Below are 12,593 nucleotides of genomic sequence, written 5' to 3'. Positions count from 1 at the left end.
AGCCTTGATTTGGGTCAATTCCATGGGTCCACTGGACATCGCCAACCACCTTCTCAACTTTGTTGCACCCGCCGCCGCCATGGCGCTGGTGTTGGTGCTTTCGGGCCGTCTGGTGGGCTCCCGCAGTGCCTCGGCGATGTCGGTGTGGCTGCGCTGGGTGATTCTGTTTGCCGTGGGTGTGGCGGTGCTCGCAGCGGGGCTGGTGCTGTGGGGGCGTGACGGCAAGATGCTGACCTATGCCGCCCTGGTTGTGGCCTGCGCTACCTGCCAGTGGGTGCTGGTGCGGGGCTGGAAGGCTTGAAGCTTTCAGCAAGCCGTCACGTGTTTTGAGGGTTTGCGAGGGGTGGTTTTGGGGGCTCTGGCGCCCTTGTGTCTGATAGCCTTGGTGCCGCCCCCATGGCGTGCCATGTCATGGGTATTGGCGGTTTGACCCGCCGCTGACGAAGCCCCCTACACCGACTGCTGGAGACATTCCCCATGAAGCTGCTGCGTACCTGGATCACCCTGGCTGCGGGCTTGGCCCTTTCCGCTGCCGTGCACGCACAGGCTTTTCCGTCCAAACCCATACGTGTGGTCGTGGGCTTCCCGGCTGGCGGGCCTTTGGACCAGCATGCACGCCTGCTGTCCGATAAGCTGCAGGCCGTGCTCGGCCAGCCGGTGGTGCTGGACTACAAGGCCGGTGCCGGTGGCACCGTGGGCGCGCAGGACGTGATGAAAGCACCGCCCGACGGCCACACCATCATGCTGGCCAACACGGGTGTGATGGTGATCAACCCGGGGCTCTACAGCCGGTTGCCGTATTCGACTCTCAAGGACTTTGTGCCGATTGCGCGCACCGCCATGCAGCCACTGGCGCTGCTGGTGAACCCCAACGTGCCTGCCAAGAGCCTCAAGGAGTTCATGGACTACGCCCGGGCCAAGCCGGGCCAGGTCAACTTTGGCTCGGCGGGCAATGGTGGCATCAGCCACCTGGTGCCCGAGATGTTCAAGACCGCCACGGGTCTGTTCATGGTGCACATCCCCTACCGGGGCAGCGCCCCGGCGTTCACCGATCTCATGGGCGGGCAGGTGCAGTTCATGGCCGAGAGCATCCCGCAGGCCGCCGCGTACCACAAACAGGGCAAGGTGCGCGCCCTGGCGGTGACCAGCAAGGAGCGCAACCCCGCACTGCCCGATGTGCCCACGGTGATCGAGAGCGGCATCAAGGGATTCGAGGTGGTGGGTTTCTATGGCTTTCTGGCCCCGGCCGGCACGCCCAAGGAGGCTGTGAACAAGCTCAGCGAGGCCTTCGGCCAGGTGCTGCAGATGCCCGATGTGCGCAACCGCATGGTGAGCCAGGGGGCCGACCCGGCGTTTCTGGGCTCGGAGGACTTCGCGAAATTCCTGGCGTCCGAGATGCCACGCTGGGCCGAGGCGGTGAAGAAGTCGGGCGCGAAGCTGGACTGACCCACTGAGGCGCTGCGCGCCTTCCCTCTGAAGGGGGACGCCACCCCTGGCCCGGCGAAGCCGGTTCCACGGTGGCACTGGCTTGGGGCGTGGATGGTTTGAAGGCGCGCCCTATGGCGTGGCGGGCGAAAAGAAGTCCACGCGGTCGGTGATGATGCCGTCCGTGCCCAGGGCGATGAGCCGCTGTGCGGCCCAGTCGTCGTTCACCGTGTAGCTCAGCGCGCGCAGGCCGTCGCCGTGGACGCGCGCAACCAGCGCCGCATCCCACAGCGCGTGGTTGCAGACGATGGCCACGCAGCCCAGCTCGCGGGCCGTGTTGTGCCAGCCGTCCCACAGCGTGTCCAGCAACAGGGCGCGGGGGATGTGGGGTGCTGTGGTGCGGGCGCCAGCCAGCGCTTCGGGTCGGAATGACGAGAACAGGGGCAACACCGCCTGGCCGTGCCACAGCCGCGCCGCATGCTCGCCCACTACCTGGCCAGTCTTTTCCTCCACGCCGGGTGTTGGCTTGATCTCGATGTTCAGCAAGAACCCGTTGGCAATGCAGTAGTGCGCAATGTTCTCCAGCGTGGGTAGCGGCTCGCCTGCGTAGCTGCGTGAATGCCAGGCGCCAGCATCCAGCTGTGACAGGGCCGCCCAGGGGTGATCGCCCCCGACCGCGCTCGCTGCCGAGCCCAGTGCCTGCGCGCCATTGGTCGTGCGGTCCAGCGTGGCGTCGTGCATCAGAAACGGTACGCCGTCGGCACTCAGCTTGGCATCGCACTCGAACATGCGATAGCCATGCTGTGCTCCCAGCCGGAAGGCGGCCAGGGTGTTTTCAGGGGCGAGCTTGCCGGCGCCGCGGTGGGCGATCCAGCGGGGGTAGGGCCAATGGGCGAGGATGGGAGATGGGGCGCTCATGCGGGTTCACCAAATTTCAGCAGGTTGCCGTGGGGGTCGATGACGAACATCTCCTTCATGCCCCAGGGCTGGACAACAGGTGGCGCCAGCTGCAGGCCGCGCGCCGTGAAATCCGCGTGCAGCGCTTCTGTGTCGGCACGCACATAACACGAGGTGTTCTCTGCAATGTGGCGCTCGGTGCAGGGCCAGAAGTGCAGCTCGCAGCCATCGCGCTGCAGAATCAGGTAGTTGTCCATCTCCAGCAGCGGATCAAAGCCCAGGTTCCTGGTGTAGAACCGCAGGGTTTCTGCAAGGTCCAGAGACGCCAGCACCGGGACTGTGGCCTGAACCTTGCCCCCGGCACTGGCAGCTGGCTTGGGTGGCATCGGCTCAGGCCGCGATGCGCTTGCCGGTGGTGGCATCGAACGCGTGCAGGCGATCTGCGCGGGGCTGAACATGGATCACGGAATCGGGCGCAGGGGAGTGCGTGCCTTCTTCAACGCGCACGATGATCTGCTCGCCATTGATGCGGCCATAGATCAGGCGCTCGGCGCCCAGCAGCTCCACCGTCTCGACCGTGACCGCCCAGCCTTCGCTGCGCACATCCAGGTGCTCGGGGCGGATGCCCAGGATGGTGCCGGGGGCGGCGCTCGGCGCGTTCTTGAGCAGATTCATGGGCGGCGAGCCGATGAAGCTGGCCACGAAGGTGGAGGCGGGCGTGTGGTAGACCTCTTCGGGCGTGCCGAACTGTTCCATGTTGCCGGCGTTCATCACGATCATGCGTTCGGCCAATGTCATGGCCTCGACCTGGTCGTGCGTGACGAACAGGCTGGTGATGCCCAGCTCGCGGTGCAGCTTCTGGATCTCCAGGCGGGTCTGGGCGCGCAGCTTGGCGTCCAGGTTGGACAGCGGCTCGTCGAACAGAAACACCTGGGGCTGGCGCACGATGGCGCGGCCCATGGCCACGCGCTGGCGCTGGCCGCCCGAGAGTTCGCGAGGCTTGCGCTCCAGCAGGTGGCCCAGTTCGAGGATCTTGGCGGCCTTGTCCACGCGCGCCTTGATCTCGTCCTTGGGTACCTTGGCGATCTTCAGGCCATACGCCATGTTGTCGAAGTTCGTCATGTGCGGATACAGCGCGTAGTTCTGGAACACCATCGCGATGTCGCGCTGGGCAGGTTCCAGGTTGTTCACCACGCGGTCGCCGATGCGCAGCTCGCCGCCAGAGATTTCTTCCAGGCCTGCCACCATGCGCAGCAGGGTGGATTTGCCGCAGCCCGAGGGGCCGACGATCACGATGAACTCACCGTCCTTGACCTCGGCGTTCACGCCGTGGATGACCTGGTTGGCTTTGGGGCCGTGCCCGTAGCGCTTGATGATGTTGCGAAGAGAGATGGATGCCATTTTGCTATTAAATATGTAGCTGCTAGCGCAGATGTATGAAGCGGTAGGGCCTGTTTTGTCTTTATTTTTCGGTGTCCACCAGGCCCTTGACGAACCAGCGCTGCATGACCACCACCACAAAGGCAGGTGGCAGCATGGCCAGCAGGGCCGTGGCCATCACGATGTTCCACTCGTTGCCTGCGTCGCCGCCGGCCAGCATGCGCTTGATGCCGATCACCACGGGGTACATGTCTTCGGACGTGGTCACCAACAGGGGCCACAGATACTGGTTCCAGCCATAGATGAACTGGATCACGAACAGCGCGGCAATCGAGGTGCGCGACAGTGGCACCAGGATGTCCTTGAAAAAGCGCATCGGACCGGCGCCATCCACACGCGCGGCTTCGACGAGTTCATCGGGCACCGTGAGGAAGAACTGCCGGAACAGGAACGTGGCCGTGGCCGAGGCGATCAGCGGCACTGTGAGGCCCGCATAGGTGTTGAGCATGCCCAGGTCCGACACCACCTGGTAGGTGGGCCCGATACGCACTTCCACGGGCAGCATCAGCGTGATGAAGATCAGCCAGAAGCAGATGCCCTTGAAAGGGAAGCGGAAGTACACGATGGCAAACGCCGACAACAGCGAGATGGCGATCTTGCCCAGCGTGATGACCATGGCGGTGACAAAACTCACCCACATCATGTGCGCCACGGGTGCGGTAGAGCCCGCGCCGGTTCCGCCGCCGAACAAGGCGTCGTGGTAGGTCTGCCAGAAGTTGCCGCCGGGCACCATGGGCATGGGCACCTGCACGATGTCCTGCGCCGTATGGGTGGAGGCCACGAAGGCCAGGTACAGCGGGAAGCCGACGATGATCACGCCCAGCACCATGATGAGGTGCGAGAACGCTGTGAGGTAGGGGCTACGTTCGACCATTTTTAGTATTGAACCTTTTTCTCGACGTAGCGGAATTGGATGACGGTGAGCACAACAACGATGGCCATCAGCACCACCGACTGTGCGGCCGATCCGCCCATGTCCATGGCCTTGAAGCCATCGTGGTACACCTTGTAGACCAGGATGGAGGTGTCGCGGCCCGGGCCGCCCTGCGTGGTGGCGTCCACGATGGCGAAGGTGTCGAAGAACGCATACACCACATTGATCACCAGCAGGAAGAACGTGGTGGGCGACAGCAGCGGGAACTGGATGCTCCAGAAGCGGCGCCATGGGCCTGCACCGTCAATCGCGGCCGCCTCGATGAGCGACTTGGGGATGGACTGCAAGCCCGCCAGGAAGAACAGGAAGTTGTAGGAGATCTGCTTCCACACCGCCGCAATCACGATCAGCGCCATCGCATGGTCGGAGTTGAGCATGTGGTTCCAGTCGAAACCCGACTGGCGCAGCATGTAGGCCACCACGCCCAGCGAGGGCGAGAACATGAACATCCACAGCACGCCCGCCACCGCAGGCGCCACGGCGTAGGGCAGCAGCAGCGCGGTCTTGTAGACCATGGCGCCCTTGATGATGCGGTCGGCAAAGATCGCGAGGAACAGCGACAGCGTGATGCCGCTCACCGCCACCAGGATCGAGAAGAAGGCCGTGGTCTTGAACGATGCCAGGTAACCCGGGTCCTGGAACAGGTCCCGGAAATTGTCGAAACCGACCCATTCCTTCGAAAACCCGAAGGAGTCCTGCATCTGGAACGACTGCACCAGGGCCTGGCCGGCTGGCCAGAAAAAGAAGACGCTGATGATGGCCAGCTGGGGTGCCAGAAGCACCCACGGCAGCCATGCAGAGCGGAATAAAACGCGTTTTTCCATGTCGAAACTCTCAAAAAGAAAACCCCGCCGCCCCGTGAACCAATAGGGTTGACGGGGCGGCGGGCTTTCGATGCCACCCGGCAGTGCTGCTGGGCGGTATCGGCAGATGTTCGGCAGTGTTTACTTGTTGGCGCGGGCGAAGCGGCCCAGTTGCTCGTTGCCACGGGTCACGGCGGTGTCCAGTGCTTCCTTGGGCGACTTCTTGCCCGACCAGATCTGTTCGGTTTCCTCGTCGATGATGGCGCGGATCTGCACGAAGTTGCCCAGGCGGATGCCGCGCGACTTGTCCGTGGCCTTCTTGATCATCTGCGTCACGGCCACGTCGGTGCCGGGGTTCTTGGTGTAGAAGCCCGAAGCCTCGGTCAGCTGGTAGGCGCCCATGGTCACAGGCAGGTAGCCCGTGCGCTGGTGGCTCGCAGCCTGCACCTTGGTGTCGTTCAGGAAGTTCAGGAAATCGGCCACGCCCTTGTATTCCTCGGCCTTCTTGCCAGACATCACCCACAGGCTGGCACCACCGATGGCGGTGTTCTGGGGGGCACCCTTCACGTCAGGGTAGTAGGGCAGGGCCGAGATGCCGTAGGCAAACTTGGCTTCCTTGGCCACGCGGGCGTACAGGCCCGAGGAGCCCGTCATCATGGCGCACTCGCCCGATGGGAAGGATGCGTCCGGCACGTTGCCACGGCCCTTGTAGACGAAGCTGCCGTCCTTGGAGGCCTTGGCCAGGTTCTCGAAGTGGCGCACGTGCAGCGGCGAGTTGACCTGCAGCTGGGCGTCGTTGCCGTCAAAGCCGTTGTTCTTGGAGGCGAACAGCGTGTTGTGCCACAGCGAGAAGCTTTCAAGCTGCGTCCAGCTGATCCAGCTGGTGGTGAACGGGCAGCTGTGGCCGCTGGCCTTGAGCTTGGACGCGGCGGCAAACACTTCGGGCCAGGTCTTGGGCGGCTTGTCGGCGTCCAGGCCGGCCTTCTTGAAGGCGTCCTTGTTGTAATAGAACACCGTGGTGGAGCTGTTGAGCGGGTAGCTCAGCATCTGGCCATTGGGCGCGGTGTAGTAGCCAGCCACAGCTGACACGTACTGGGTGGGGTCGAACTTGAAGCCACCGTCGTTCAATACCTTGGCGACGGGCACGATGGCGCCCTTGCTGGCCATCATGGTGGCGGTGCCCACTTCAAACACCTGCAGGATGTGGGGGGCGTTGCCCGCACGGAAGGCGGCGATGGCGCCTGTCATGGATTCGTCATACGTGCCCTTGTAAGTGGGCACGACCTTGTACTTGGTCTGGCTGGCGTTGTACTGCTTGGCCAGGTCATTGACCCAGTCGCCCAGCGCTGCGCTCATCGAATGCCACCACTGAATCTCAACTTGCTGCGCCTGGGCTTGCGCAGGTGCGCAGACCGACAGGGCAATGGCAGCGCAGACCGCCAGATGCTTCGTTTGCATGAATATTTCCTCCGAGGATGACGAAAAGCACAAAGGCTGGATGCTATGCAGCCGATGTGACATTGATATGTCGTTGTCGCATGACCCCAGCGCTTGCAACAACCGGGAAACCCCTTGGGTAACCCGCAAGGGGAGCGATTGTGACTCTTTTGTGACAAGGTGTGGCGCATTTGCCGAGGCTTGCAAGGTTTTGTGCAATGCACCATGCTGGTGAGTGTTCGCTGGTCCCTGTCGCACCGGTTCGTTCGCGCCGCAGCGCGCCGGTTTGTTTTCTCCATCTCCTTCTTTCTTATTGCCATGGCCACCAATTCGCTGGACAAGAACAAGATCAAATTTCTGCTGCTCGAAGGCATTCACTCCTCTGCGGTGGATGTGATCCGCGCGGCGGGCTATACGCAGATCGAGACGGTGTCTGGCGCACTGCCCGACGATGAGCTCAAGCGCAAGATCGCGGATGTGCACTTTGTGGGCATCCGCTCGCGCACGCAGCTCACCGAGGAAGTGTTTGCCCAGGCCCACAAGCTCGTGGCCGTGGGCTGCTTTTGCATTGGCACCAACCAGGTGGACCTGAATGCAGCGCGCGAACGCGGTATAGCCGTGTTCAACGCGCCGTACTCCAACACCCGCTCGGTGGCCGAGCTGGTGCTGGCGGAAGCCATCCTGCTGCTGCGCGGTATTCCCGAGAAGAACGCGGTGGCGCACCGGGGTGGCTGGCTCAAGTCGGCCGACAACGCGTATGAAATCCGGGGCAAGACCCTGGGCATCGTGGGTTACGGCTCCATCGGCACCCAGCTGTCGGTGCTGGCCGAGGCCATGGGCATGCACGTGGCCTTCTTTGATGTCGTCAACAAGCTGCCCCTGGGCAATGCCCGCCAGGTGCAGCACCTGCACGACCTGCTGGGCCAGAGCGACATCGTGAGCCTGCACGTTCCCGAGTTGCCGTCCACCGAGGGAATGATCGGCGCCGCCGAGATCGCGGCCATGAAGCCAGGCGGCATCCTCATCAACGCCGCGCGGGGCACGGTGGTGGATATTGAAGCGCTGGCCGCAGCGCTCAAGGCCAAGAAGCTGCTGGGTGCAGCCATCGACGTGTTCCCGGTCGAGCCACGCACCAACAAGGACGAGTTTCAGTCCCCCCTGCGTGGCCTGGACAACGTGATCCTGACTCCCCACATCGGCGGCTCCACCATGGAGGCGCAGGCCAACATCGGCCTTGAAGTGGCGGAGAAGTTGGTGAAATACAGCGACAACGGCACCAGCACCTCGTCGGTGAACTTTCCAGAGGTCGCGCTGCCCGCCCACCCCGGCAAGCACCGCCTGCTGCACATCCACCGCAACGTGCCGGGTGTGTTGTCCGAAATCAACCGCATCTTCTCGGACAACCAGATCAACATCTCGGCCCAGTACCTGCAGACCAACGAGAAGATCGGCTATGTGGTGATCGACATCGACGCCGCCTCGTCGGACCTGGCATTGGACAAGCTTGCGCAGGTCGGCGGAACCCTGCGCAGCCGTGTGCTGTTCTGAGCACCAGAGTGGGGGCCGACGCGGGGAGGGCACCGTGGCATAAAATCACGCCCCCACCCCAGGTAGACCCCCATGAATGTTCCGATCGCGTTGGCGGCCTTGCAGACGCAGGCCGCCGAGCCTGCCCGTCTGCGAGAAATTCCCTATAACTACACCTCGTTCTCCGACCGGGAGATCGTGATCCGCCTGCTGGGGTCCTCATCCTGGGAGGTGCTGGACCAATTGCGCAAAGAGCGCCGCACCGGCCGCTCGGCCCGCATGCTGTATGAAGTGCTGGGCGATATCTGGGTCGTGCAGCGCAACCCTTACCTGCAGGACGACCTGCTGGACAACCCCAACCGCCGCAAGCTGCTGGTCGATGCCCTCCAGCACCGCCTGGGCGAGATCGAAAAGCGCCGCACCCCTGCCGATGACGCCGGACGCGACCGTCTGGTGGGTGAACTGGTCGTCGCTGCGCGCCGCGCAGTGGCCGAATTCAACGCCACCTTCGAGCAGGCCGCGCAGCTGCGCCGCCAGATCCAGAAGACGCTGGGCCGTCTGACGGCCAAGGACAACATCAAGTTCGACGGCCTCTCCCGCGTGAGCCATGTGACCGACGCGACCGATTGGCGTGTCGAGTACCCGTTCGTGGTGCTGACCCCCGACACCGAGGTCGAGATGGCGGGCCTGGTCAAGGGCTGTATCGAGCTGGGCCTGACCATCATTCCCCGGGGGGGCGGCACGGGCTACACCGGCGGCGCCATTCCGCTGACCTGGAAGAGCGTGGTCATCAACACCGAAAAGCTCGAAGCCATGACCGAGGTGGAGATGCGCCGCCTGCCGGGCCTGGACCGCGAGGTGGGCACGGTGTGGACCGAAGCCGGCGTGGTCACCCAGCGTGTGGCCGACGCGGCCGAGCGTGCCGGTTTTGTGTTTGCGGTGGACCCGACCAGCGCCGAGGCCAGTTGCATCGGCGGCAATATCGCCATGAACGCGGGTGGCAAGAAGGCCGTGCTGTGGGGCACGGCGCTGGACAACCTGGCCAGCTGGCGCATGGTCACGCCCGACGCCCAGTGGCTCGAAGTGACGCGCCTGGACCACAACATGGGCAAGATCCATGACGTCGAGACGGCCACTTTCGAGCTGCAGTATTTCGAGGCCGATGGCAAGACGCCTGTGCGCACCGAGCGCCTGAGCATTCCAGGCAAGACTTTCCGCAAGGAAGGCCTGGGAAAGGACGTGACGGACAAGTTCCTGGCGGGCCTGCCCGGCATCCAGAAGGAAGGCTGCGACGGCCTCATCACCAGCGCGCGCTGGGTGGTGCACCGCATGCCCGAGCACACGCGCACCGTGTGCCTCGAGTTCTTTGGCAACGCCAAGGACGCCGTGCCCAGCATCGTCGAGATCAAGGACTTCATGTTCGCCGAGCAAAAGCGCAGTGGCGTGCTGCTGGCGGGCCTGGAACACCTGGATGACCGCTATCTGAAGGCCGTGGGCTACGCCACCAAAAGCAAGAAGGGCAACGGCGGCCTGCCCAAGATGGTGCTGATTGGCGACATCGCGGGCGACAACGCCGACGACGTGGCCCGCGTGACCAGCGAGGTCGTGCGCCTGGCCAACACCCGCAGCGGTGAAGGTTTTGTGGCCATCACGGCCGACGCGCGCAAGAAGTTCTGGGCGGACCGCAAGAAGACGGCGGCCATCAGCCGCCACACCAACGCCTTCAAGATCAACGAAGACGTGGTGATCCCGCTGCCGCGCATGGCCGAGTACACCGACGGCATCGAGCGCATCAACATCGAGCTGAGCCTGCGCAACAAGATCAAGCTGTGCGACGCGCTGACCGAGTTCTTCGAGCGCGGCAACCTGCCCCTGGGCAAGCATGACGCCGACGACGAAGTCCCATCGCCCGAGCTGCTGCAGGAGCGCGTGGCCCAGGCCATCGCCCTGGTGGAAGAGGTGCGCGCCCTGTGGCAGGGCTGGCTGCACGATGTGGAAACGCTGTTCCCCCAACTGCAGGACCACACCCTGCGCGCGAGCTGGAAGACCCAGCTGCGGGCGCCGCTGCAAGGCATCTTCACTGGCGCGGCCTTCAAACCCATCCTGGACGAGGCCGTGGCCATCCACAAGCGCGTGCTCAAGGGCCGCGTGTGGGTGGCGCTGCACATGCACGCAGGCGACGGCAATGTGCACACCAACATCCCGGTCAACAGCGACGACTACGAGATGCTGCAGACCGCGCACGAGGCCGTGGCGCGCATCATGGTGCTGGCGCGCAGCCTGGACGGCGTGATATCGGGCGAACACGGCATCGGTATCACCAAGCTGGAGTTCCTCACCGACGAAGAGCTGCGCCCCTTTGCCGAGTACAAGCGCAAGGTGGACCCGGAAGGTCGCTTCAACAAGGGTAAATTGCTCCGAAATCAGGAGCTGCCAGTGCTTGATGGACAAGCGCTAGGGGCCAAAATCGCTTCAAACGCTGCGTTGATGCACGCCGATTTGACGAATGCCTACACGCCCAGTTTCGGGCTGATGGGCCACGAGTCGCTGATCATGCAGCAGAGCGACATCGGCGCGATTGCCGACAGCGTCAAGGACTGCCTGCGCTGCGGCAAGTGCAAGCCCGTGTGTTCCACGCACGTGCCACGCGCCAATTTGCTCTACAGCCCGCGCAACAAGATCCTGGCCACCTCGCTGCTGGTCGAGGCGTTTTTATACGAAGAGCAGACCCGCCGGGGTGTGAGCATCAAGCACTGGCAGGAGTTCGAGGACGTGGCCGACCATTGCACGGTGTGCCACAAGTGCGAAAGCCCCTGCCCGGTGAAGATCGACTTCGGCGACGTCACCATGAACATGCGCAACCTGCTGCGCAAGATGGGCAAGAAGACGTTCCGGCCTGGCAACGCGCTGGCGATGACCATGCTCAACGCCACCAACCCGGACACCATCAAGCTGATGCGCTCGGCCATGGTGGATGTGGGCTTCAAGGCTCAGCGCCTGGCCGTGGACCTGTTGCGCAAGGTGGGCCGCAAGCAAACGGCCAAGCCGCCTGCGACGGTGGGCACGGCTCCGATCAAGGAGCAGGTGATCCACTTCATCAACAAGAAGCTGCCGGGCGGCCTGCCCAAGAAGACGGCGCGCGCGCTGCTCGACATCGAGGACAAGGACTACGTGCCGATCATCCGCAACCCACAGGCCACCACGGCCGAGACGGAGGCGGTGTTCTACTTTCCCGGTTGCGGCTCCGAACGCCTGTTCAGCCAGGTGGGCTTGGCCACGCAGGCCATGCTGTGGCACGCCGGTGTGCAGACGGTGCTGCCGCCCGGGTACCTGTGCTGCGGCTACCCGCAGCGCGGTTCGGGCCAGTTCGACAAGGCCGAGAAGATGATCACGGACAACCGTGTGCTCTTCCACCGCGTGGCGAACACCCTCAACTACCTGGATATCAAGACCGTGGTGGTGAGTTGCGGCACCTGCTACGACCAGTTGCAGGGCTACGAGTTTGACAAGATCTTCCCGGGCAGCCGCATCATCGACATCCACGAGTACCTGCTGGAAAAGGGCATCCAGCTGCAAGGCAAGGGCGCCTATCTGTACCACGAGCCCTGCCACAACCCCATGAAGCTGCAGGACTCAATGAAGACCGTGAAGGCGCTGGTGGGCGAGCAGGTCTTGAAGAGCGAGCGTTGCTGCGGCGAATCGGGCACGCTGGGTGTGACGCGGCCCGACGTGTCCACGCAGGTGCGTTTCCGCAAGGAAGAAGAAATCAAGAAGGGCGAAGCCAAGCTGCGCGAGAGCGGTGCCGTGGGCGCCCAGGACAACGTGAAGATTCTTACCAGTTGCCCCAGCTGCCTGCAGGGCCTGAACCGCTACGAAGGCGATCTGAACAACGGCCTGCTCGAAGCCGACTACATCGTGGTCGAGATGGCGCGCGAGATTCTGGGCGAGAACTGGATGCCCGACTACGTACAGCGTGCCAACAACGGCGGCATCGAGCGGGTGCTGGTCTAGAAATGAAGCCCCCCCTGAGTCGCTTCGCGCCTTCCCCCTCTCTCGCTGCGCGGGAGGGGGACGACACCCTCGCTGCGGGGCGGCCCTTGCTCGGTGTCCCTGGCTTGGCGCCGCGCCGG

General features: G+C 63.7%; 10 protein-coding genes. 4 read left to right on the top strand and 6 right to left on the bottom strand.

Translation table 11 applies throughout. From position 1 onward, the window contains the following. Positions 1-22 precede the first annotated feature (22 nt). Positions 23-301: a hypothetical protein gene (locus ACQ4MJ_RS15975; protein ID WP_121422462.1), complete on the top strand. Its 279-nt coding sequence runs from the start codon at positions 23-25 to the stop codon at positions 299-301. 176 nt (positions 302-477) lie between these two features. Further along, positions 478-1,446 (top strand): Bug family tripartite tricarboxylate transporter substrate binding protein, encoded by a 969-nt coding sequence (locus tag ACQ4MJ_RS15970; RefSeq protein ID WP_055399149.1) that lies wholly within the window; start codon positions 478-480, stop codon positions 1,444-1,446. 111 nt (positions 1,447-1,557) lie between these two features. Here the strand turns inward: ACQ4MJ_RS15970 and ugpQ are convergent, their stop codons facing one another. The 6 genes from ugpQ to ugpB all read right to left on the bottom strand — a co-directional run bounded on the left by ugpQ (position 1,558) and on the right by ugpB (position 6,957). Further along, positions 1,558-2,343 carry a glycerophosphodiester phosphodiesterase gene (gene ugpQ, locus ACQ4MJ_RS15965; protein ID WP_431151988.1) on the bottom strand — a complete coding sequence of 262 codons (786 nt, stop codon included), beginning with the start codon at positions 2,341-2,343 and terminating at the stop codon, positions 1,558-1,560. After that, positions 2,340-2,708: a bleomycin resistance protein gene (locus ACQ4MJ_RS15960; protein WP_431151989.1), complete on the bottom strand. Its 369-nt coding sequence runs from the start codon at positions 2,706-2,708 to the stop codon at positions 2,340-2,342. The genes ugpQ and ACQ4MJ_RS15960 overlap by 4 nt, the downstream gene beginning before the upstream one ends. A gap of 4 nt (positions 2,709-2,712) precedes the next feature. After that, positions 2,713-3,723: a sn-glycerol-3-phosphate import ATP-binding protein UgpC gene (locus tag ACQ4MJ_RS15955; protein ID WP_055399144.1), complete on the bottom strand. Its 1,011-nt coding sequence runs from the start codon at positions 3,721-3,723 to the stop codon at positions 2,713-2,715. 61 nt (positions 3,724-3,784) lie between these two features. Further along, positions 3,785-4,636, bottom strand: a complete 852-nt coding sequence (ugpE, locus tag ACQ4MJ_RS15950; RefSeq protein WP_121422465.1) for a sn-glycerol-3-phosphate ABC transporter permease UgpE — start codon at positions 4,634-4,636, stop codon at positions 3,785-3,787. A gap of 2 nt (positions 4,637-4,638) precedes the next feature. Then, on the bottom strand, positions 4,639-5,520 hold the full coding sequence (ugpA, locus tag ACQ4MJ_RS15945; RefSeq protein ID WP_121422466.1) for a sn-glycerol-3-phosphate ABC transporter permease UgpA: 882 nt from the start codon (positions 5,518-5,520) through the stop codon (positions 4,639-4,641). A gap of 120 nt (positions 5,521-5,640) precedes the next feature. Beyond that, entirely contained in the window at positions 5,641-6,957 is a 1,317-nt protein-coding gene (gene ugpB, locus ACQ4MJ_RS15940) for a sn-glycerol-3-phosphate ABC transporter substrate-binding protein UgpB (RefSeq protein WP_055399138.1), read from the bottom strand. A gap of 297 nt (positions 6,958-7,254) precedes the next feature. On the opposite strand from ugpB, the gene serA reads away from it, so the two are divergent. Both serA and ACQ4MJ_RS15930 read left to right on the top strand, forming a co-directional pair. Continuing rightward, positions 7,255-8,484 (top strand): phosphoglycerate dehydrogenase, encoded by a 1,230-nt coding sequence (serA, locus tag ACQ4MJ_RS15935; protein ID WP_306553523.1) that lies wholly within the window; start codon positions 7,255-7,257, stop codon positions 8,482-8,484. Positions 8,485-8,556: 72 nt separating this feature from the next. Continuing rightward, positions 8,557-12,474, top strand: coding sequence for a DUF3683 domain-containing protein (locus tag ACQ4MJ_RS15930; protein ID WP_431151990.1), 3,918 nt, complete (start codon positions 8,557-8,559; stop codon positions 12,472-12,474). The last annotated feature ends 119 nt before the right edge of the window (positions 12,475-12,593 follow it).

The sequence above is a fragment of the Acidovorax facilis genome, from assembly GCF_050626955.1.
Taxonomy (GTDB): domain Bacteria; phylum Pseudomonadota; class Gammaproteobacteria; order Burkholderiales; family Burkholderiaceae_C; genus Acidovorax; species Acidovorax facilis.
The sequence above is the reverse complement of the archived record's forward strand: the minus strand, read 5'-3'. Positions and strand labels throughout refer to the sequence as shown.